General features: G+C 68.2%; 23 protein-coding genes and 1 tRNA gene. 8 read left to right on the forward strand and 16 right to left on the reverse strand.

The genetic code is table 11. The annotated features are described in order from the left end of the window. Positions 1-77 precede the first annotated feature (77 nt). Positions 78-2183 carry a S9 family peptidase gene (locus Y958_RS12360; protein ID WP_088872213.1) on the reverse strand — a complete coding sequence of 702 codons (2106 nt, stop codon included), beginning with the start codon at positions 2181-2183 and terminating at the stop codon, positions 78-80. Positions 2184-2414: 231 nt separating this feature from the next. Here Y958_RS12360 and Y958_RS12365 point away from each other — a divergent pair, with 231 nt between their 5' ends. Then, complete coding sequence (locus Y958_RS12365; protein ID WP_088872214.1) at positions 2415-3068, forward strand: HAD family hydrolase; 654 nt, start codon at positions 2415-2417, stop codon at positions 3066-3068. 102 nt (positions 3069-3170) lie between these two features. Here the strand turns inward: Y958_RS12365 and Y958_RS12370 are convergent, their stop codons facing one another. Together Y958_RS12370 and Y958_RS12375 are read right to left on the reverse strand one after the other, a co-directional pair. Beyond that, the gene (locus tag Y958_RS12370; protein ID WP_145727605.1) at positions 3171-3488 is read right to left on the reverse strand and encodes a hypothetical protein; all 318 of its coding nucleotides are present in this window, start codon (positions 3486-3488) and stop codon (positions 3171-3173) included. Positions 3489-3603: 115 nt separating this feature from the next. Then, a complete protein-coding gene (locus tag Y958_RS12375) occupies positions 3604-4881 on the reverse strand; it encodes a PQQ-dependent sugar dehydrogenase (protein ID WP_088872216.1) in 1278 nt (425 codons plus the stop codon). 229 nt (positions 4882-5110) lie between these two features. On the opposite strand from Y958_RS12375, the gene Y958_RS12380 reads away from it, so the two are divergent. Beyond that, positions 5111-5533, forward strand: coding sequence for a YccF domain-containing protein (locus Y958_RS12380; protein ID WP_088872217.1), 423 nt, complete (start codon positions 5111-5113; stop codon positions 5531-5533). A 145-nt stretch (positions 5534-5678) separates the two neighbouring features. Here the strand turns inward: Y958_RS12380 and Y958_RS12385 are convergent, their stop codons facing one another. Further along, positions 5679-6779, reverse strand: coding sequence for a patatin-like phospholipase family protein (locus Y958_RS12385; RefSeq protein WP_186291180.1), 1101 nt, complete (start codon positions 6777-6779; stop codon positions 5679-5681). 170 nt (positions 6780-6949) lie between these two features. On the opposite strand from Y958_RS12385, the gene Y958_RS12390 reads away from it, so the two are divergent. Next, the gene (locus Y958_RS12390) at positions 6950-7210 is read left to right on the forward strand and encodes a hypothetical protein (protein ID WP_088872219.1); all 261 of its coding nucleotides are present in this window, start codon (positions 6950-6952) and stop codon (positions 7208-7210) included. A gap of 22 nt (positions 7211-7232) precedes the next feature. Here the strand turns inward: Y958_RS12390 and Y958_RS12395 are convergent. Together Y958_RS12395 and Y958_RS12400 are read right to left on the reverse strand one after the other, a co-directional pair. Continuing rightward, positions 7233-7319, reverse strand: a tRNA-Leu gene (locus Y958_RS12395). 94 nt (positions 7320-7413) lie between these two features. Beyond that, positions 7414-8184, reverse strand: a complete 771-nt coding sequence (locus tag Y958_RS12400; RefSeq protein WP_088872220.1) for a competence/damage-inducible protein A — start codon at positions 8182-8184, stop codon at positions 7414-7416. Between the two features lie 247 nt (positions 8185-8431). Between Y958_RS12400 and map the strand changes: the two genes are divergently transcribed. After that, a complete protein-coding gene (map, locus tag Y958_RS12405; protein WP_088872221.1) occupies positions 8432-9277 on the forward strand; it encodes a type I methionyl aminopeptidase in 846 nt (281 codons plus the stop codon). A gap of 73 nt (positions 9278-9350) precedes the next feature. On the opposite strand, the gene Y958_RS12410 is transcribed toward map, so the two are convergent. Continuing rightward, entirely contained in the window at positions 9351-9851 is a 501-nt protein-coding gene (locus Y958_RS12410) for a hypothetical protein (protein WP_088872222.1), read from the reverse strand. A gap of 267 nt (positions 9852-10118) precedes the next feature. On the opposite strand from Y958_RS12410, the gene radC reads away from it, so the two are divergent. Then, the gene (gene radC / locus Y958_RS12415) at positions 10119-10862 is read left to right on the forward strand and encodes a RadC family protein (RefSeq protein WP_244410997.1); all 744 of its coding nucleotides are present in this window, start codon (positions 10119-10121) and stop codon (positions 10860-10862) included. A 100-nt stretch (positions 10863-10962) separates the two neighbouring features. Here the strand turns inward: radC and Y958_RS12420 are convergent, their stop codons facing one another. Beyond that, complete coding sequence (locus tag Y958_RS12420; protein ID WP_088872636.1) at positions 10963-12750, reverse strand: redoxin family protein; 1788 nt, start codon at positions 12748-12750, stop codon at positions 10963-10965. A 158-nt stretch (positions 12751-12908) separates the two neighbouring features. Between Y958_RS12420 and Y958_RS12425 the strand changes: the two genes are divergently transcribed. Continuing rightward, complete coding sequence (locus tag Y958_RS12425; RefSeq protein WP_088872223.1) at positions 12909-13433, forward strand: MarR family winged helix-turn-helix transcriptional regulator; 525 nt, start codon at positions 12909-12911, stop codon at positions 13431-13433. A gap of 22 nt (positions 13434-13455) precedes the next feature. Here the strand turns inward: Y958_RS12425 and Y958_RS12430 are convergent, their stop codons facing one another. Beyond that, positions 13456-14670 carry a TCR/Tet family MFS transporter gene (locus Y958_RS12430; RefSeq protein WP_088872224.1) on the reverse strand — a complete coding sequence of 405 codons (1215 nt, stop codon included), beginning with the start codon at positions 14668-14670 and terminating at the stop codon, positions 13456-13458. Between the two features lie 85 nt (positions 14671-14755). On the opposite strand from Y958_RS12430, the gene Y958_RS12435 reads away from it, so the two are divergent. Then, complete coding sequence (locus Y958_RS12435) at positions 14756-15379, forward strand: TetR/AcrR family transcriptional regulator C-terminal domain-containing protein (RefSeq protein ID WP_088872637.1); 624 nt, start codon at positions 14756-14758, stop codon at positions 15377-15379. A 39-nt stretch (positions 15380-15418) separates the two neighbouring features. Here the strand turns inward: Y958_RS12435 and purS are convergent, their stop codons facing one another. The 3 genes from purS to Y958_RS12450 form a co-directional block, all read right to left on the reverse strand. Beyond that, positions 15419-15658 (reverse strand): phosphoribosylformylglycinamidine synthase subunit PurS, encoded by a 240-nt coding sequence (gene purS / locus Y958_RS12440; protein ID WP_040850428.1) that lies wholly within the window; start codon positions 15656-15658, stop codon positions 15419-15421. An 81-nt stretch (positions 15659-15739) separates the two neighbouring features. Next, positions 15740-16498, reverse strand: a complete 759-nt coding sequence (gene purC / locus Y958_RS12445; RefSeq protein WP_088872225.1) for a phosphoribosylaminoimidazolesuccinocarboxamide synthase — start codon at positions 16496-16498, stop codon at positions 15740-15742. 155 nt (positions 16499-16653) lie between these two features. Next, positions 16654-17439, reverse strand: a complete 786-nt coding sequence (locus Y958_RS12450; protein WP_088872226.1) for an NRDE family protein — start codon at positions 17437-17439, stop codon at positions 16654-16656. Positions 17440-17595: 156 nt separating this feature from the next. Here Y958_RS12450 and Y958_RS12455 point away from each other — a divergent pair, with 156 nt between their 5' ends. Next, on the forward strand, positions 17596-17916 hold the full coding sequence (locus Y958_RS12455; protein WP_088872227.1) for a DUF1476 domain-containing protein: 321 nt from the start codon (positions 17596-17598) through the stop codon (positions 17914-17916). Positions 17917-18121: 205 nt separating this feature from the next. Here the strand turns inward: Y958_RS12455 and purB are convergent, their stop codons facing one another. The 4 genes from purB to Y958_RS12475 all read right to left on the reverse strand — a co-directional run bounded on the left by purB (position 18122) and on the right by Y958_RS12475 (position 20848). Further along, positions 18122-19417: an adenylosuccinate lyase gene (purB, locus tag Y958_RS12460; RefSeq protein WP_004274466.1), complete on the reverse strand. Its 1296-nt coding sequence runs from the start codon at positions 19415-19417 to the stop codon at positions 18122-18124. A gap of 239 nt (positions 19418-19656) precedes the next feature. After that, on the reverse strand, positions 19657-19866 hold the full coding sequence (locus tag Y958_RS12465; RefSeq protein ID WP_040850143.1) for a hypothetical protein: 210 nt from the start codon (positions 19864-19866) through the stop codon (positions 19657-19659). A gap of 11 nt (positions 19867-19877) precedes the next feature. Next, entirely contained in the window at positions 19878-20300 is a 423-nt protein-coding gene (locus Y958_RS12470; protein ID WP_004274465.1) for a Fur family transcriptional regulator, read from the reverse strand. Positions 20301-20494: 194 nt separating this feature from the next. After that, positions 20495-20848: a helix-turn-helix domain-containing protein gene (locus Y958_RS12475; RefSeq protein ID WP_088872228.1), complete on the reverse strand. Its 354-nt coding sequence runs from the start codon at positions 20846-20848 to the stop codon at positions 20495-20497. Positions 20849-20856: the final 8 nt, after the last annotated feature.

Consider the following 20856-nt stretch of genomic DNA (forward strand, 5'->3'; position numbering starts at 1 on the left):
GAAAAGTAAAGGGCTGGAGCGGACTATAAGCCCGCCCCAGCCCCCCTTACAAATGCCCGGCATCGGACGAATTGCCCTTACAGCCCCTTGCCGAAGGCCCGCAGCAGGAAGGCCTGGGTCAGCGCCACCTCCTTCAGCTTGTCGAAGCGGCCGGCGGCACCGGCGTGACCTGCCCCCATCTCGGTCCGCGACAGCAGGACGTGGTCGTCGGTCTTGAGCGTCCGCAGCTTGGCCGTCCACTTGGCCGGTTCCCAATAGGTGACGCGCGGATCGCTGAGGCCCGCGGTGATCAGCAGGTGGGGATAGGCCTTGGCCGCCACGTTGTCGTAGGGGCTGTAGGACTTCAGCCGCTGATAGACCTCGGGCTCGTTGGGATTGCCCCACTCATCATATTCGATGACCGTCAGGGGCAGGCTGTCGTCCAGCATGGTGTTGACCACGTCGACGAAGGGCACCTGGGCCACGATGGCGCGGAACAGGCCCTCGGGCGCCATGTTGGCCACCGCACCCATCAGCAGGCCACCGGCGCTGCCGCCCTCGGCCGAAATGTTGCCGGCCTTGGCATAGCCCTGACCCGCCAGGAACTGGGCGGCGTCGATGAAGTCGGTGAAGCTGTTGATCTTCTTCTCCAGCTTGCCGTCCTCGTACCAGCCGCGCCCCAGTTCATCACCGCCGCGGATGTGGGCGATGGCGAAGGCGAAACCCCGATCCAGCAGGCCCAGCCGGTTGGCCGAAAAATAGGGGTCGATGCCGTTGCCGTAGGCGCCGTAGGCGTAGAGGTGCAGGGCGCCCGAGCCATCCTTGGGGAAGTCGCGGCGGTGGACGATGGAGACGGGGATCAGCGTGCCGTCGCGCGCCGGGGCCATCAGGCGGGCGCTGACATACTGGTCGGCGTCATAGCCGCTGGGGATTTCCTGGACCTTACGGATGGCCAGGGTCCGGTCGTTCAGGTCATAATCATAAACCGTGGGCGGCGTCACCAGCGACTGGTAGCGCAGGCGCAGCAGGCCGCCGTCATAGTCGAAGTTGGCGCCGGGCCCGACCTCGAACGCCGTGTCGGGGAAGGCGATGTCGTGAGTGCCGCCGATGCCATCCGCCTGCTTTGGGTCCAGCACTCGCACCACCTGGGCGCCGTCCACCCGGGCATAGACCACCAGCCAATCGCGGAAGGCCATGTGGCCGGTGAGGTAGGTGCGGTCGGCCGGGGCGATGACCTCCACCCAGTTGGCCTCGGCCGTATCGGCCAGCGGCGCCTTCACCAGGCGGAAGTTGCGGTGGGTGTCGTTGGTGATGATCCAGGCGATATCGCCCTGATCCTCCACATTGTATTCGTGCCCCTGGCGGCGGGGCAGGACCAGGCGCGGCTCACCCTCCGGCTGCGCGGCGTCCAGCAGCCGCACCTCGGTCGACACGTTGTTGTGGGCGACGATGCGGATGAACCGGCCGGACAAGGTCAGGTCCAGGCTGACCATCCAGGCGGGATCGGCCTCCTCATAGACCAGCACGTCCTCGGTCAGGGCGGTGCCCAGGCGGTGGCGCCACACGGTCTTGGGCCGCTGGAACTCATCCTGGCGGATATAGAACAGGTGCCGGCCGTCGGCCGCCCAGGCGACCCCGGGGGTGGCGTCAGCCGCCCCCTCCAGCACCAGGTCACCGGTGGACAGGTCCTTCACCCGCACGCCATAGCGCTCGGAGCCGTCGGTGTCGGCGGTGTAGGCCAGGTAGCGGCCGTCGCGCGTCGTCTCGAAATCCGCCACGCGCATGAAGTCGTGCTGCGCCGCCAGGACGTTCACATCCAGCACGACCTCCTCTTCAGAGGTGCCGGCGGCCCAGCGCACGAAGACGGGGTAGTTCTGGCCGGCGGCGAAGCGCGACTGGTAGAAATAGCCGTCGCGGCGGTAGGGAACGCCGGTGTCGTCCTCCTTGATGCGGGCGCGCAGCTCGCCCACCAGGGCGGGACGCAGGTCCCCCTCCCCGCCCAGCACCTGCTCGATATAGCCGTTTTCCGCCTCAAGGTAGGACAGGATGTCCGGGTCCTTGACCTCGGGGAAGGCCGGGTCGCGCAACCAATCGTAGGGGTCGACGCGAACCTCGCCGTGGGCCGTCTTCTCCACCGGCCAGACCCGGGCCACGGGCGGCTTGGCGAAAGCGGACTGGCGGAAGGGGACGTCAGAGACGGACATGGATGGCGACACCAATGGTTGTGCCGCCCGCATCGGGATTGGCAGGCGGCGGAAACGGATCGCAACGATATGGTCGAGGGTGTGGACCCGGCAAGCGGGCCCGAATGGGGGGGTGCCATGTCCCCGGCACGGCCAGCGGCGGGGAACCTGCCATGCCGCCCCGGCACTGGCGGCGGGGCCAAGGCCGGGTTATCCCCAGGACGACGCCAACCGCACCATGAAGACACGGACATGCCGTTTCCCCATGCCATCCAGGCCGCGATCTTCGACATGGACGGCCTGCTGATCGACAGCGAGCGCCCCCTGCGCGGCGCCATGATGGATGCCGCCGTGACGGTGGGCTGCCCCCTGACCGAGCTGTTCTACGGCACCCTGATCGGCCGGCCCTACCCGGCGGTGCGCCAGATGCTGGTGGACCATTTCGGTGGCGAGACCGTGTTCGAGCGCTTCACCGAGCTGTACCGCAGCGCCATCCAGGCGCATTTCGACGCCGGCATCGCCCTGATGGCCGGGGTGGTGGAGTTGCTGGACCATCTGGACGCCGCCGGCATTCCCATGGCGGTGGCCACCAGCACCCAGCGGGAACGCGCGCTGCACCATTTGACCCAGGCCGGCATCGCCCAGCGCTTCCGCGTCGTCGTCGGCGGCGACGACGTCAGCCAGGGCAAGCCGCATCCGGAGCCCTACCTGAAGGCGGCCGCCGCCCTGGGTATCGACCCCCGGCACTGCATCGCGCTGGAGGACAGCCACAACGGCATCCGCGCGGCGCACGCCGCTGGCATGATGGCGGTGATGGTGCCGGACCTGCTGGCCCCCACGGAAGAGATCGAGGCCCTGTGCCGCGTGGCCGCCGACCTGCACGAGGTTCGCCGCTGGGTGGCCTGATGCACCCAACGCAGGCGCCGCGCGCGCAACAAAAAGGGCCGGCAGCGAATGCTGTCGACCCTTGGAAGCGGGCGCCCGAGGCACCCGGCAATCGGTTGTGGCTCAGACTGTCAGATTCACGAATGCGCCACGGGTGCGGCCGGTGTCGGAGGCCGCCTTCACCTGGTCCTGCGTCGGGCTGAAGTTCTGCGTGAAGCCACTGCTGCTGTTGTTGGACGCGTTGTTGTCGGTATTGGCCTGGTCGGTGCCCTGGTCCGAGGTCCCCTGGGTCTTGACTGGGGAGATGGACTGCACCTGCGAGTTGGAAACGTCGCTGGTCGAACCGACACCGGAGGTCAGGAACGTCGCGCCGTAACCAGAGCTGTAGAAGTTGATGCCGCCGATGGACATGGGAATGGCCTCCTTTAGCCACCCCGACATATACGCTCATTTTGCAAATTGGACAAGGGTGGCGGCGGCAGAAATTGCCCACCGCCACCGCCCTTTCATTGCCGCTAGACTCTGGGCAGCCCCCAAGTCTTGCAAATAGAAAGGCTTAGGACTTGCCCTTCGCGTGATAGCTGATGCGCCACACCGTGCCGCCGACGTCGTCCGCCACCAGCAGGCTGCCGTCGTGCGCCATGGCGAGGCCCACCGGGCGGCCCCAGACCTGGGCCGGGTTGGTGCCGGGCAGCCAGAAGCCGGTGGCGAAGTTCACGTAATGGCCCGCCGGGCGGCCGTGGGTGAAGGGCACGTAGACGATCTTATAGCCCGTGGGCTTCGCCTTGTTCCACGAGCCGTGCAGGGTGACGAAGGCGCCGCCCTGATAATCGGCCGGGAACTGGTGGCCGGTGTAGAACAGCAGGCCCAGCGGGGCCGAATGGGCGTCGAACAGCAGGTCGGGCACGATGGCCTTGGCCACCAGGTCCGGCCGCTTGTCGGCGAAGTCCGGCTGCGGATGGTTGCCGATGTAGGAATAGGGCCAGCCGTAGAAGCCTTCCGGCTGCAGCCGGGTGAAGTAATCCGGCACCAGCCCGTCGCCCAGGCCATCGCGCTCGTTCACCACGGCGTAAAGGTCGTCGGTGCCGGGGTAGAACTGCAGGCCCACGGGGTTGCGCGTGCCCGTGGCGTAGAGGCGCTTCACCGTGCCGTCCATGTTGAACTCGGTCACGGCGGCGTGGGGCTTCGGATCCTCGGCGATGTTGCTCATGGAACCGATGCCGACGAAGAAGCTCTTGCCGTCGGGGGCGAATTCCAGGGTGCGGGTGGGGTGGCCCTTGGGCTGGCCCAGGGCACCGTCCGGCGTCACCTGGATGCGGTCGCCCGCCGGCTTGGTGTCCCCGTCCTTATACGGGATTTTCCACACCGCCTTGATGTCACCCACCCAGAGGTAGCCGTCGTGGAACTCGATGCCGTAGGGGCGGTCGAAACCGGCGGCGAAGGTGATGATCTGGTCGGCGGTGCCGGTGCCCTTGCTGTCGCGCAGCAGGGTGATCTCACCCGGCGTGGCCTGGCGGGCCAGGAAGACGTCGCCGTTCGGCGCCACCGCCAGGTTACGCGCGCGGCTGAGGCCCGTGGCGAAGACGGAAACGGTGAAGCCCTTGGGCACGTTCAGGCTGGCGCCGTCGGGGCGCGGCACCTCTTCCGACGAATTGCCCACACCCTCGGTCGCGTAGGGGGCGGGAAGGTCGGCGGCGCGAATCTGGATGCGCTGGCCCACCTTCTGCTCGGGATTGCCGGCCGGGGTCGCGGCTCCGGCGGAAGACCAGGCAGGCGCCAGCGCCCCCAGGCTGAGGCTGAAGGCGGATAGGATGGCAAGGCTGCTGCGGCGCATGGGTCGCTCGGATGTGCGGGGGGATGATAACGTTGTCACTGTCGGTGACTTTAACCACGTTCGCAAGGCTACAGCTTGGCATATGCCGGAATGCCGCGCCCCGCAAGTCACCGCCGTCACAGCCCCATCCCGAGGTGGTTCCCCCCGCCCCGGCCGGTGTGGTCCTGGACGGCGCGGGCCCGTTGGGGAATGATCGGATCCTGGAAGCAACAAGCGGGGCCTGCGCGTCATGATCAGTCTGCTGATGAACATTCTGTGGGTGGTGCTGTTCGGGTTCACCGGGGCGCTGGCCTGGTTCATGGCCTCGATCCTGATGGTGGTCAGCATCATCGGCATTCCCTGGGCCCGGGCGGCCTTCAACATGGGCCTGTTCGTGCTGTGGCCCTTCGGCCAGATGGCGGTGGACCGCCGCGTCCTGACCGGCCGGGAAGACCTGGGCACCAGCCCCCTGGGCTTTCTGGGCAATGTCGTCTGGTTCCTGTTCGCCGGCTGGTGGCTGGCCCTCTACCACGTCTTCGCCGGCGTGTTCTGGTTCGTGACCATCATCGGCATCCCTTTCGCCATCCAGCACTTCAAGTTCGCCGTGCTGGCGCTGGCCCCCATCGGCAAGGCCATCGTGCCGGTGGAGACTATGGGTATGCCTCGGTATTAAGGTCCTCAGGCGCCGGCAGGGCCGTCCGGCCCTTTGGCTATCCTCGCTGCGCCCTCCTTCATACTCAATGGGCGGTACTCGCTCCGGCGGCCGCGGTCGCGGCCTAGGGAAGCCGGGCGCTTAGGGGGCGCGGAGGAATAGGGCGTCAACCCCGCAGCGGCTCCAGCAAATCCGGGATGCGGTCGCGGTCGACGGCGTCCAGGAACTCATCGGCCAGGCGGTCGGTCTCGGCCACGGCCTGGCGCCAGTAGCACTGGCGCTCGGCGGGCGGCAGGGCGGTGAAGTCGCGGCGGTCGGGGATCTTGCCATGGGGCAAGGACGCCAGGAACTCGTCCGAGGGGCACAGCAGCAGGGTGCGGGCCAACGAGGCCGCCGCCGGGCGGCGCCAGGCCAGGGCCTTGTCGAACCAGCCCGGCACCACCTTGGGCCCGAAATGGGGGAACAGTACCAAGTCGCTGCCCGGTGTCTCCGTCACGAAGGGGATATCCAGGTGATAGTCCATGATGCCGCCGTCCATATAGGCGCCGGGCCTGGCCCCACCGATGTCGCGCACCAGCTCGAACAGGAAAGGGATGGCGCCCGAGGCCATCAGGGCATCGCCCAGGTTGGCCGGGGTCAGCGGCACGCGGCGGGTGGGAAAGCCGGCGGTGAGGTCGAAGGGATCTGCCGCGCGCGGGTCGGCGAACAGCGTGCGCTGGAAGAACAGGGGCAGGCTGCGGCGGCTGACCAGGTTGGCCAAGCCCGCCGCCCCGATGCCGGCGCCCACCCAGGCCGGATGGCGCGCGCTGAGCGGCCCGCGCCCCCGCACGGCCAGGATGGACAGGCGCATGGCGGGATGGGCCAGGATCTCCCGCGCACCCTTGCGGCCGCCCTCGTTGGCGCCGGACGGCGAGCCCAGGATGATGTCCAGGAAGGCGCGGCTTTCCCGCGTCAGGGTGGGCATGGTGGCATCGGACGGGACATAGGCCAGGTAGGCCTCCTCGAACCGGCGCAGCACACCGGCCGGGTCCTGGCGCGCCATGGCGGCGAAGCGCCAGCTGCCAATGGAACTGCCCACCATGGCCAGCGGCCGGGTGCGGCCCTGGAACCAGCGCGATAGAATGGCCCGGTCCAGCCGGGTCAGCGCCAGCCATTTCGGCCCGCCGGAGGCGCCCGCCACCGTGCCGAACAGCTCATCCGACACGCCGTCGCGGCGCAGGCGGGCCATAGCCTCGGGCCCGGCCAGGAAACGCAAGGCAGGCGCCACGTCCTTCCCCCTAAAACCGCTTAAGTTTCGGCTTGAAACACCGCTTAAACCCGCGCATGGCTTCGCGTCCGCGCCATCCGCTATGATGGTTTCCGAACACCCCGCCGGCACGGCGCCGGCGGCGGATGTCATGTCCCAAGCATATGATTGTTATTCAAGGAGTTGCCATCATGTCCACCCCCCACAAGCGCGCCATGGAAGCCGTGCTGGAAGCCGCCGACCTGGATATCAAGGTGGCCCTGGAGGAGCGGGGCATCACCGACAAGCATTCGGAGGAGGCCGACGACACCATCCTGGACGTGGCCATCCTGCATGCCTGGCGCATCTTCGTGCGCATCAACGAAGCCCAGGGCCTGACCGTCGACCCCGGCCTGTTCGTGGATCTGGCCAGCGAACTGGCCGAGGACATGGCGGAAGACCGGGAGCAGTGATTTAGGATAACGGCCCCACCCATGGTGCCCGCTGCCGGGATCGAACCGGCACGCCCGTGAGGGCGAGGGATTTTAAGTCCCTTGCGTCTACCAATTCCGCCAAGCGGGCATCCAGGGTCGAGGCCGGGAGGGACCCTAGCGGAGGTGGGGCCGGCAGGGCAAGACCAGTAACGCGTGCGGGGCCGCCACTTCCAGTCTTCCTGTCAGGCGGCCCCCTCCACCACCTCGGCCTCCGCCCCCATGCCGCGCACTAGGGCCGCGACCTCCTCAGTGGCGGCGGCCAGGCGCGCCGCGTCCGGGCTGCGCAGCACCAGGCTGGTGGCGAAGCGGCCCTCGCGATAGGTGGGGTAGCTGCCGATGTCCACGTCGGCATGGCGGTCCTGGATGGCGCTGAGGCCGCCGGCCAGCTCGCCTTCCCCCACCAAGCAGCGCACGGTGCGGGCCAGCACCACCGGGCCGCCCACCAGGCGGTTGGTCAGGCTGGCCAGCATGGCCTGCATGATGGCCGGCACCCCCGCCATGACGAAGACATTGCCGATCTGGAAGCCGGGGGCGGCGGAGACCGGGTTGTCGATCAGGATGCCGCCTTGCGGCACGTTGGCCATGCGCAGCCGCGCCTCGTTCAGCTCCCGCCCCGTGCCGGCGTAGTGTGCCTCCAGCCGGCGCACGGCCTCGGGATCGCGCAGCAGCGGCACGCCGAAGGCCTTGGCGACGCAGGCGGCAGTGATGTCGTCGTGGGTGGGGCCGATGCCGCCGGTGGTGAAGACGTAGGTGTAGCGGGCGCGGGTCTGGTTCACCGCCTCGATGATCGCGGCCTCGTCATCCGCCACCACCCGCGCCTCCCTCAGGCGCACGCCCATGCCGCCCAGCACCTTGGCCAGGTGGTTCAGGTTCACGTCCTGGGTGCGGCCGGACAGGATCTCATTGCCGATGATGATGAGGCAGCCAGTGGGCGCGGCGGTAGGGGCGGTCATTCGAGGCGGGCTTTCGTCGCGGGACGGGATAGGCCGCGCGATTATAGGGGGAAATGTCCCGCCGCCAACCGTCCCTGACACGGATTCGGAGCCCTGCCCTGCCCTGGATTGCCTTGCCGTGGAACGGTGGCGCGCCTAAGTTCGGAACCGTGTGTGCCGGCACTGTTCACCATGCCCATGGGATCGCCGGACGCCGGTAATTGGCTGGGCTCGGCCGGCTGGCCGCCCGACAGATGGATTTTAGAGCATGAACAGAGGCGAAGCGGCCGCCGCCGCGGATGAAGAGTACGAACTGGAAGACCGCGGCATCGTCATCCATGGCGAAGAAGGCTTCGCCGCCATGCGCAAGGCCGGCCAGACGGCCGCGGCCCTGCTGGACTACCTGACCCCCTTCGTCGTGCCCGGCGTGGCGACGGAGGAGATCGACCGGCTGTGCGAGGAATGGACGCAGGCCCACGGCGCCAAGTCCGCCACCTTGGGCTATCGCGGCTATCCCAAGTCCTGCTGCATCTCCGTCAACCATGTGGTCTGCCACGGCATCCCCAGCGACAAGCGCCTGCAGAAGGGCGATATCGCCAACATCGACGTCACCGTCATCGTCGACGGCTGGTACGGCGACACCAGCCGCATGTTCTTCGTGGGTGACGACATCCCCCTGAAGGCGCGCAAGCTGGTGGACGTGACGTATGAGGCCATGATGCGCGGCATCCAGGCGGTGCGCCCCGGCGCCACCCTGGGCGACATCGGCCACGCCATCCAGACCTTCGCCGAGGGTAACCGCTTCTCCGTCGTGCGCGACTTCTGCGGTCACGGCGTGGGCAAGGTGTTCCACACCGCCCCGTCCGTCCTGCACTTCGGCAAGCCCGGCCAGGGCACGGAGCTGAAGGAAGGCATGATCTTCACCATCGAGCCCATGATCAACATCGGCCGCTATGACGTGAAGATCCTGTCCGATGGCTGGACCGCCGTGACCAAGGACAAGAGCCTGTCGGCGCAGTTCGAGCACACGGTGGGCGTGACCAAGGACGGCTGTGAGATCTTCACCCTGTCCCCGGCGGGTTTCCACCAGCCGCCCTACGCGGCCAAGGCCTGATCACCGGCCCTGTGCCGGAAAAGAAAACCCCGCCCAGGTCGCCCCGGGCGGGGTTTTCTTTTGGATTTCGGGATCACGCACGGGCGACGTGCGGTCCCTGCACCACCTGCAGATGGTGTTCCAGCACATCGCCCACCGCCGCCTGGGTCTGGGTCAGCACCTGGCGCAAGGAGGCCAGAGCGCCAGCCTCCGCCACCCCTTGCCCCGCGCGGCGCGCCAGGAAGCGGCTGATGTGGGCCAGCCGGGGCGTCCCCATCTCCGCGGCGGTGCCGGTCAGCAGATAGGCGTAGTGGCGCACGCCGTCGACGGCGCCGCGCTGCAGCGCCAGGTCCAGGGCGCCGCCGGCGTCCACCAGGCATTCCGCGTAGAGCGTCAAAATCTCGGACAGCGCGCCGTCCCCCAGCGACAGGGCGTAGCGGCGCAGCCGTTCTTCCTCCACCAGGGGAATGCCGGGCAAGGGCTCAAGGCCGCGCTCGTCCCACGGCCCGTGGGATTTGTCACCCAGAGACTTGTCGGCCGGGGATTTGTCGGCACGCGCCGTCTTGACGACGGACAGGGGAATGAGATGAGACATCGCGGCTGGACTCCTCTGGTCAGGCGAAGTAACCCCAAAGCAATAGATATGCCAGGCAACGGCTGGGCGAATGGATTAGGGATTCCCGCGAGTCGCGGCCGGAACCCGGCCGCACCCACCCGGCAAGCCCTTTCGATCCGCTTTGCGAAGGGCAGGTTTTGCCGGGACGATTCTCCCCCCTGGACTCCCCACCGAAACCCCGGCGCCGCCTCTGGCAGGTGCATCGCGCCCCGCCTATACTGCCTGCGCGGGTAACGGGGGATGGGCATGGGCCGCGAGCACGACAAGAACGCCGTACTGGAATTGGACCTGCCCTCGCCGGCCGCCGAAAAGGAACCGCCGCCCCATTACCACGGCCACCGCGACCGCCTGCGCGAGCGTTTTCTGAACCAGGGGCCGGAAGCCCTGCAGGATTATGAGCTGGTGGAGCTGCTGCTGTTCCAGGCCATTCCCCGGCGCGACGTGAAGCCCCTGGCCAAGCAGTTGCTGGACCGTTTCGGCTCTTTCTGGGGGCTGGTGTCGGCGCCGGTGGCTACCTTGCGTGACGAGTTCAAGCTGAGCGACGCCGCCATCGGCGCCATCAAGGTGGTGGCCGCCGCCGCCCTGCGCATGGCGCGACGGGAACTGCTGGACCGCCCCGTGCTGTCGTCCTGGCAGAAGCTGCTGGATTACTGCCAGGGCGCCCTGGCGCATGAGCCGGTGGAACAGTTCCGCGTGCTGTTCCTGGACGGCCGCCACGCGCTGCTGCGTGATGAGGTGCAGCAGCGCGGCACGGTCAACCAAACGGCGGCCTACCCGCGCGAGGTACTGAAGCGCGCGCTGGAACTGGGTGCCAGTGGCATCATCCTGGTGCACAACCACCCCAGCGGCGATCCCAGCCCCAGCCGGGCGGACATCCAGATGACCAAGGCCATCGCCGACGCCGCCAAGGCCCTGGAGATATCGGTGCATGACCACCTGGTCATCGGCCGGGGCCGGCACTTCAGCTTTCGCGCCCAGGGCCTGGTTTAGAGCGCCGCCACGTCCTGTACCGCCTGAGCGAAGGCCAAGAGCGCCTGCTGCGGCAGGTTGTGCATTGCCCACCCGGCGATGGGGGATAGGAGCCGGCGGATCAGCCGAAGGTGAAGGCGTAGGCGCGGGCGCCGGGGTCCAGGAACTCGATCTCGAAGGTGTGGTCGGCCACCGGGCCGGCCTGGCGGACCAGCTGGTACAGCTTGGCGACGCGCACCGTGCCCACGCCGTCGGCGTCCACGTCGGTGCCGTGGTCGGTGCCGGGGGCGGCGCCATCGATGCGCACCCTGAAGCGAACGGGCTGGCCGTCGGCGCCCGGCGCCAGCACCAGGTGCAGGTCGCGGGCGTGGAAGCGGTAGGCGATGCGGGCCCCGGCCTGACCGGCCGTGGCGAATTCCCGGCCCACCGTCCAGTCGCCGCCCAGGGTCCAGCGGTTCAGGCGCAGGCTGCCGGCCGGGCGGTAGCGGGCGGGGGCGTCGGCCACGATGTCGTCGCCACCGGAATAGCGCTGGCCCTCGCCATAACCGATATAGGTTTCGGGGGAGCCCAGGTCGTTGAGGTCGGCGGCAGCCTGGGTGCCCTCGACCTTCACCTGTGCAGCGGGACCCTGGGCAGCGGGACCCTGGGCAACGGGCCCCTGAGCCGCGGGCGTGGCCTGGGCGTCCGCCAGCGCCTTGCGGATGACGCGTTCCGTCTTGTCGTAATCGCCCTCACCAAAGGCCTGGTAGATGACACGGCCATCGGCGTTGACCAGGTACAGGGCGGGCCAGGCCTGGTTGTCGAAGGCGCGCCAGATGCGATAGTCGTTGTCCACCGCCACCGGGTAGGTCACGTCCAGCGTAGCGGCAGCCTTGGTGATGTTGTCGACATCCCGCTCGAACGCGAACTCCGGGGTGTGGACGCCCACCACCACCAGGCCCTGGTCCTTGTACTGCGCCGCCCACTGGCGGACATGGGGCAAGGTGCGCAGGCAGTTGATGCAGGAATACGTCCAGAAGTTCACCAGCACCACGTGGCCGCGCAGGTCACCGGACGCCAGGCCGGGGGTGTTGACCCAGGCCCTGGCCTTCAGCACATCGGCCAGGGGGCCGGTCAGCGGCGGCTGGGTAGCGGGCAGGGTCGCGGCATGGGCCACGCCGGGGTCATGGGCGCTCAGCACCTTCACCAGGGCACGTTCCACCCGGTCGGTGGGCAGGGCCGGCACCCCCAGGAACAGGCGGGTATCGAAGCCGGCGGCGCTGATGACCGCCGTGGCGACCACGGCACCGCCCGCCACCCGGCGCATGCCCTCGGCCCAGCGCAGGGCGTCCTGCGGCAGGGCGCGCACCAGGCGGCCACCCCCGATCATGACGACGGCCAGCGGGGTGGCGGCGCCCAGGGCATAGAAGAACAGCGCCACCGTGGTACCGGGGCCCGGCCCATGCAGGGCGGCGGCGCTGAGGATCAAGCCCAGGATGGGCCCGGCGCAGGGCGCCCACATCAGCCCGGTGGCCAGGCCCAGGGCCAGCGACGAGACGACGGTGCTGTCGCCTCCGGAAGCCGCGGCGGGGCTGAACCGTTCAGCCAGCCGCGACCCCGCCGCCGCCAGCGGCGCCGTCAGCCGGGCGGCCAGCGCCGGCCACATCATGGCCAGGCCGAACAGGGCCACGAAGGCCAGGCCCGCCGCGCGACCGTACTGGTTGGCCGCCACCGCCCAGCCGCCCGCCGCCGCCAGGCTGGCCGTCACGGCGAAGGCCGCCGCCAGCCCCAGCAGCAGGGGCAGCCCCCGCCGGCGGAAGCCGGCACCGGCCGTCAGGGCCGGGGCCAGCACGATGGGCAGCAGCGGCAGGATGCAGGGGGCGGTGATGGTCAACACACCCGCCAGATACGCCAGAAGGACTGAGGCCATGATGATGGTTCCCATTTCAATCGTGTCCGTTTAGATCGGATGCGTGATTAATGCGTCTGTTCCAATGTAGAGTCAATTCCCGATTTAATCGCATACGTGCTATATAGGATGCGACAGGCCGGAAGGCCCCCTCGATACCCTTATCGGAAGGAACGCCGATGACACCCCCTGACGCCCCGGCGCCAGACAGCGCCGCGCCCGCCGCCCCCCAGCCGAAGCTGGCAGATTTCCTGTGCTTCGCCGTCTATTCCGCGAACTTAGCGTACGGCCGCGCCTACAAGGCGATCTTGGATGAACTGGGCGTGACTTATACCCAGTGGATCGCGATCGTCGCCCTGTGGGAGCAGGACGACCAGACGGTCAGCGGCCTGGGTGAGAAGCTGTTCCTGGAATCGAACACCCTGACCCCCATCCTGAAGAAGCTGGAGTCGCTGGGCTATCTGCAGCGCCGCCGCGATCCGGCGGATGAACGCCAGGTGCGGGTCAGCCTGACACCGGCCGGCCGCCAGCTGCGGGAAAAGGGGGGGCAGCGCAATCTGGTGAAGGCCAGCGGCCTGACGCCGGAAGAGTTCAAGGTGATCCAGAAGACGGTCAGCCGCCTGCGCGACAACCTGCTGGTCCACGCCGGCGCCAGCCAGGCGGATCGGGACGAGGCGGAGAGGGCGGGACCGAAAGCCGACTGAATGCGCGGGCGAAGCGCGCGCCTCATTCCCCCGCCGGCGCGCCGGCGGGCGTTCCAGCGGGCGCCAGGGCCTGGCGGCTGGGCAGCAGCGGAACGGCGATGGCGTAAGCCGCCACGCCCAACAGCCAGACGGCACCCGGCATGGTGGTCCGGGTGGCGCCATAGACGGCGGTGAAGAGCAACGGGCCGACGATGCCCACCAGGCTGCCCAGCGCTGCCAACGTGCCCTGCAGTTCCCCCTGCCGGTCCTGGCCGACACGGAAGGACATCAGCGCCTGCAGGGCCGGCCCGACAATGCCGCCCAGGGACAGCAGCGGCATGATGAGGAAGACGGCCAGGCCGTGGGTGGCGAAGGCCATGACGGTGTAGGCCACGCCGTCCGCCACCGCCGCCAGGATGAAGGCGCCCCGTTCGCCCAGTCGGCGGGTCACCGGTTCCGTCACGAAGGTCTGGGCGATGGCGTGCAGGAAGCCAAAGGCCGCCAGCGACCAGCCCACCACCGACGCGTCCCACGCGAATCGGTCCTGGCCGTTCAGCACCCAGAGGGACGCCGCCAACTGGCCCGCCCCCTCCGCCAGGACATAAACCACCAACAGCCGCGCCAGCACCGGCACGCCAGCCGCCCAGCGCAGGGAGCCGAAGGCGTTCAGGGCGCCAAGCTTGATGGGCGTGCGCTCCGTCGTCGCCGGTCGCGATTCCGGCAGCACCAGCAGCGCCAGCAGGAAGTTGAGGCCGTTCAAGCCGGCCGCCAGCAGGAAGGGCGCCCGCAGCGAAACCATGCCCAGCAGGCCACCCAGGGCCGGGCCGGCGATGAAGCCGACGCCGAAGGCGGCGCTCATGCGTCCGAACTGCTTGGCCCGCCCCGCCTCTTCCGTCGTGTCGGTGATGTAGGCGGTGATGACCGCCATGTTGGCGGAGGTGACGCCGGCCAGGATGCGGCCGCCGGCCACCACCCAGATGTTGGGGGACCAGGCCAGGGCCAGATAATCCAGCGCCCCGCCGATCAGCGACAGCAGCAGGATGGGCCGCCGTCCGTAGCGGTCGCTGAGCGCGCCCAGCACCGGGGCGCAAAAGAACTGCATCAGGGCGAAGATCGCCAGCAGCAGGCCATAGAGCGGCGCCACGTCGTCCGTGCCGGTCACCTCGCGCAACAAACCCGGCAGGATGGGCATGATGATGCCGATGCCCACCGCATCCAGCGCCATGGCCAGGAAAACCACATACAACGCCTTGTTCATGACACCACGCCTTCAAATCCCTATCACTGATAGGGTTGCATTTTCCCTATCGATGATAGAGAGTCAAGCGCGAATGGAGGACGGCATGCGGCCAGAGGGCAAATTGACCCGCGACACGGTGGTGCGCGCGGCCTTGGATCTGCTGAACGAGGTGGGGATGGACGGGCTCAGCACCCGCCTGCTGGCGGCGCGCCTGGGCGTGCAGTCGCCCACCCTGTATTGGCATTTCCGCAATAAGCGCGCGCTGTTGGACGCCATGGCCGTGGCCATGCTGGCGCGGCACAAGCATGTGTGGCCGCCCGAGGGGGAGATGGACTGGCGGGCGTGGCTGACGCTGAACGTCCGCAGTTTCCGCCACGCCTTGCTGGCCTATCGCGATGGCGCCCGCGTGCACGCCGGCACCGGCCCGCTGGCGGAACAGATGCCGTTGGCGGAGGCGCAGGTGGGCCTGCTGTGCCGGCACGGCTTCACCCCGGCGGATGCGTTGTGCATCATGATCGCGCTGTCGCGCTTCGTCGTGGGGTGGGTGCTGGAGGAACAGGCGCGGGCCACGGACGCGGCCGATCGCACCGGCCAGACCCAGCCGGAGTTGGGGCCGGAGGCGCCGCTGATGGCGGCGGCGATGGCCGGCATCCTGGGGGACAGCCCGGACGCCGCGTTCGACCGGGCGCTGGGCTATTTCATCGCCGGCCTGAAGCCGGCGGAATAAGGGATACCGGGGCGGCCGGGTGCCGCCCCGGACCGGAACTCAGACCAGCTCGATGGCGTAGTTCTCGATGACCGTGTTGGACAGCAGGCGCTGGCACATCGCCTCCACCGCCGCCTTGGCCTTGGCGGGGTCGGTCTCTTCCAGTTCCAGCTCGATCAGCTTGCCCTGACGGACTTCGCCCACGCCGTCGAAGCCCAGGGTCTGCAGGGCGTGGCCGATGGCCTTGCCCTGGGGATCGAGGACGCCGTGCTTCAGCGTGACGGTAACCTTGGCCTTCATGATCGATGCTTCCTGGTTGGTTCTACGCAAAACGAGGGATATGAAAAGGCCCGGGGGCGAAATCGCCCCCGGGACCGGAACTCACTGCATCAGCTTGGGCGCCTTGACGTCGCCGGGGCCGCCCTCGGGCAGGATGCCCAGGCGGCGGGCCACTTCCTGGTAGGCTTCCTCAACCTTGCCCAGGTCCTGGCGGAAGCGGTCCTTGTCCAGCTTCTCGTTGGTCTTGATGTCCCACAGGCGGCAATTGTCCGGGCTGATCTCATCGGCCAGGACGATGCGCATCTCGTCATTATCCCACAGCCGGCCGAACTCCACCTTGAAATCCACCAGCTTCAGGCCCGTGCCCAGGAACAGGCCGGACAGGTAGTCATTGATGCGCAGGCTGAGCGACAGCATGTCGTCCAGGTCCTGGGGCCCCGCCCAGCCGAAAGCGGTGATGTGCTCCTCCGACACCATGGGGCAGCCCAGCTCATCGGACTTGTAATAGAACTCGATGATGGAGCGGGGCAGCTGCGTGCCTTCGGGAATGCCGAAGCGCTTGCTGAGCGAGCCGGCGGCGACATTGCGCACCACCACCTCGACCGGGATGATCTCCACCTCGCGCACCAGCTGCTCGCGCATGTTCAGGCGGCGGACGAAATGGGTGGGCACCCCCATCTCGCCCAGGCGGGTCATCAGGTATTCGGAGATGCGGTTGTTCAGCACGCCCTTGCCGGTGATGACGCCCTTCTTCTGCTCATGGGACGTATCATCCTTGAAGTACTGAACCAGCGTGCCGGGCTCAGGCCCTTCAAACAGGTCTTTGGCCTTGCCTTCGTAGATCCGCCGGCGTCGAGACATGGGATCACTTCTTTCGAACGAACGGATGCGGGCGGCATCGGGCAGACGTGCGCATAGCGGAACGCCCGCGCCCGAGGGCCGGCCCTGATGGCGAGGATATAGCAAGCAATGGGGTCCTGTACAATGTCAGGGACCCCTCGCCCCACGCCGGGCGCCTATACGGTCGGATTTACCGGCCCAGATCCACCTCCCAGATCCACGTCAAGAAAGGGTGCCTCGTCCGGCCGGCCGGCGGCGAAGCGCCAGCGGGGAAGCACCCCGGCACGGTCCATGGCCGGCAGGGCGATGATCGAGCTGCTGGTGGTCTCGAAACCCTGATGGGTCATGATGCACATCGCTTCGCGCGGATCATCGCCCGCGCCGCTGACGCGGCTAGCCAGCAGCATCTCCCACTCCGCCCAATGGTTGGTTTCCGGGTCCGGTGCCGGGGCGGCGGCGAACAGGGGGCGGTAGCGCCGGGTGCGCGGGCAGTCCGGCGCGTTCATGCCCTTGGCCGTGATCATGGACACGCCCTCGGGAATGGGCGTCACCCGCACCCGGTTGCGCCCCGCCTCCCCCATATGTTCCAGCAGCCAGGCGTCGCGGTTGTCGGCCAGCAGCAGGTTGAAGGGGCGGTAGGCGCGGGTGTCCAAATCCGACAGCGCCTCCACCGGGGCGTCGGCATGGTCCAACGCCTCCAGCACCAGCTCCCCGCGCGACCGCTTGCCGGCCGCCGGGCCCAGCGTGCCCTCGCGGTTCAGCACGGCGGCCAGCACGCCGGTGTCGTTCAGGCCGCACCAGCTGCCGTCGGCCAATTCATCCTTGCCGGCCACCACCTCCGGCCGGTCGGGCCAGTGGCGGCCGGGGGGCAGCCAGGGACGGTTGTTCATCTCGTCCCGGTTGGCGGCGACGATCAGGGGCCAGGCGTGGCCGGGACGGCGGAGGAGGATGACGCTGCACATGGGATGAAGGCACCTGATAGAGTATTGGCGCCGCTTCGGGAAGGGCTCCGGGGGCGGCGTATTGCCCCGGGGGCTGTAGACCGCAAGCGACCACCCGATATATAAGGCTGCCGGGGGAAATCGAAACCACCCAGAGCTGTGCTTCGAGGAATAGCGATGACGACCTTTGACGAACGCGAACAGGCTTTCGAGGCCAAGTTCAAGCATGACGAGGAACTGCTGTTCCGCATCTACGTCCGCCGCGCCCGCCTGATGGGCGAGTGGGCCGCCGAGCACCTGGGCCTGACGGGCGACGAGGCCGCCGCCTACGCCAAGGAAATGGTGTCGGAAGACCTGAAGGAGCCTGGCCACCAGGACATCCTGGCCCGCATCATGGCCGACTTCACCGCCAAGGGCGTCGACATCTCCGTCCACCGCGTAGAGAAGGAGATGGAGCACACGCTGGAAGTGGCCCGCGAACAGGTGATGACCGACTGATCCCCTGCAGGATCACGGGAATAGGAAAAGGGGCGCCCCCCCGCGCGGGAGCGCCCCATTTTTCATGTCCCTCAGACGCCGGGCGCCGGCATCCGCCGGCTTGGCTTCCTCGCGTTTCAGTCCGCTTCGCTTCCCAAAACGCTCCGGCGGACGCGGTCGCGTCCTATACCGGCATGAGGCCGGACCTCACGCCGCTGGCATTGCTTCATTCACCAAATACGCGCTTGAAGACCGTGTCGACGTGCTTGGTGTGGTAGTCGAGGTCGAAGGCGCCGTCGATCTGCTCGGCCGTCAGGTGCCGGGCAACGTCGGCGTCGGCCTTCAGCAGGGTGCGGAAGTCCTTGCCCTCCAGCCACACCGGCATGGCGTTGCGCTGCACGGCGCGGTAGGCGTCCTCGCGGCTCATGCCGGCCTGGGTCAGGGCCAGCAGGACGCGCTGGCTGTTGTGCAGGCCGCCCAGCATGTCCAGGTTGCGCTGCATGTTTTCCGGATAGACCACCAGCTTGTCGATCATGCCGGTCAGGCGGGACAGGGCGAAGTCCAGGGCGATGGTGGCGTCGGGCGCGATGACGCGCTCCACCGAGGAATGGCTGATGTCGCGCTCATGCCATAGGGTCACGTTCTCCAGCGCCGGCACCACATGGCTGCGGATCAGGCGGGACAGGCCCGACAGGTTTTCCGACAGCACCGGGTTGCGCTTGTGCGGCATGGCCGACGAGCCTTTCTGGCCCGGGCTGAAATATTCCTCAGCCTCACGCACCTCGCTGCGCTGCAGGTGACGGACTTCCGTGGCCAGGTTGTCGATGCTGGCGGCGATGACGGCCAGGACGGCGAAGTACATGGCGTGGCGGTCGCGCGGGATCACCTGGGTGGACATCGGCTCCACCGTCAGGCCCAGCTTGGCGGCCACATGCTCCTCGACCCGGGGGTCGATGTTGGCGAAGGTACCGACGGCGCCGGAGATGGCGCAGGTGGCGATCTCATCCCGGGCGGCGGCCAGGCGATCACGGCCGCGCTTGAAGGCGGCGTAGTGGCCGGCCAGCTTCAGGCCGAAGGTCACCGGCTCGGCATGGATGCCGTGGCTGCGGCCGATGCTGGGGGTGTACTTGTGTTCCTGCGCCCGGCGCGCCAGGGCGGCCAGCAGGGCGTCCATATCCGCCAGCAGCAGGTCGGTCGCCTCTTTCAGCTGCACCGCCAGGCAGGTGTCCAGCACGTCGCTGGAGGTCATGCCCTGGTGGACGAAGCGGGCCTCGGGGCCGACATGCTCCGCCAGGTTGGTCAGGAAGGCGATGACGTCGTGCTTGGTCTCGCGCTCGATCTCGTCGATGCGGGCCACGTCCCACTTCGCGCGCTCCCACACAGCGGCGGCGGCCTCCTTGGGGATGACGCCCAGCTCGGCCTGCGCGTCGCAGGCGTGGGCCTCGATCTCGAACCAGATCCGGAACCGGTTCTCCGGTTCCCAAATCTTGACCATCTGGGGGCGGCTGTAGCGCGGAATCATGGGGCGTCGCCTCTGCTGGGGGGCTGCTGATGGCGCCGGACCATACGGGCGGCCGGACGCCTTGACCAGTGCAAGGGGCGCAGGGGCAGGGTGCTATAGCCGTCCGCGTTAAACCACACGCAGCCGGCTATAGCTGAGTCTGTCCGGGAGCAGCTTCACGTCCAAAGGTGATTCCACCTTTGGACGATCTGTTCCAAGGGGTGGGCGGCGTTACCGGCCGGCACCAAGGGCCACGCGAATCAGTGCCGCAGGCCGTCGTGCACCCAGCCGGTCACCATGGCCATGACCTCGGGTGGCAGATTGTCCGGGCTGGGGTGGTGCCAGCGGTAAACGGTGATCGCCGCCTCCAGGCAGAACTTCTCCGGCTGGCCCTTGCCGCGCATCTCCTGGTACGCCCGCACGACGGCGGGGCGGCAACAGTCGGACGTGGCGTCCTCGCGGCAAGCCATGGGACGGGACCTCAGGAGCGCTTGGCGCGGTTCAGCGGCACGCCGTACAGTTCCAGGCGGTGACCGATCAGCTCATAGCCCAGCTCCGCCGCCACCTTTTCCTTCAGGCGCTCCAGCTCCTCATTGCGGAACTCGATCACCTCGCCCGATTGCAGGTCGATCAGGTGGTGGTGGTGCTCGTCCCGGATTTCCTCGTACCGCGCGCGGCCGTCGCCGAAGTCCAGCCGCTCGATGACGTTGGCCTCTTCGAATAGCCGCATGGTGCGGTAGACCGTGGCGATGGAGATGTTGGGATCGATCTCCACCGCGCGGCGGTACACCTGCTCCACATCCGGATGGTCCATGGCCTCGGACAGCACGCGGCTGATCACCCGCCGCTGCTCGGTCATCTTGAGGCCCTTCTGGATGCAAAGCTGTTCAAGACGCGATGGCATAGGGACGCTCCCAAAAGACGGAAATGGTGAACCGGCCGCCAGTGAGGACGCTGCCGGTGAGGACGGGAAACTATAAACATTCTAAACCGAGCGCCCCGCCCGGTTCGAGTGGAATCGACCGCAGGGCTGCCCCGTTTGGCCGCGCGGCCTGTTTCGTCGCATGAAACAGCAGCGGCGGGAAAGAGGGCATCCGGTCAGGCGGGCCCGATCAGCGCCAGCAGCCGGTCCAACGCGGCCTCATCCATCTGGCCGATGCGCTGCGCCAAGCGGTTGGCCGCCAGGGTGGCCTTGGGGTGCAGGCCGCTGGTGTCGACCACCACCCGGGGATCCGACATCTGGGCCAGGCGTTCCATCTCCTCCGCCTCATCCCAGATGATGCCGAAATAGCCGCAAATCTGCCGCACCAGCATGGGCGAGGGCGTACCCTTGCGGCCGTGCTCCAGGGCCGACAGGTAGGCGGAGGAGATGTGCAGGGCGGCGGCCATGTCCTTCAGGGCCAGGCCGTGCTGCTCGCGCAGCTCACGCATCCGCTGGCCGAAGGGGGTCATGGACGTTG

The sequence above is a fragment of the Nitrospirillum viridazoti CBAmc genome (assembly GCF_000730165.1).
Lineage (GTDB): Bacteria > Pseudomonadota > Alphaproteobacteria > Azospirillales > Azospirillaceae > Nitrospirillum > Nitrospirillum viridazoti.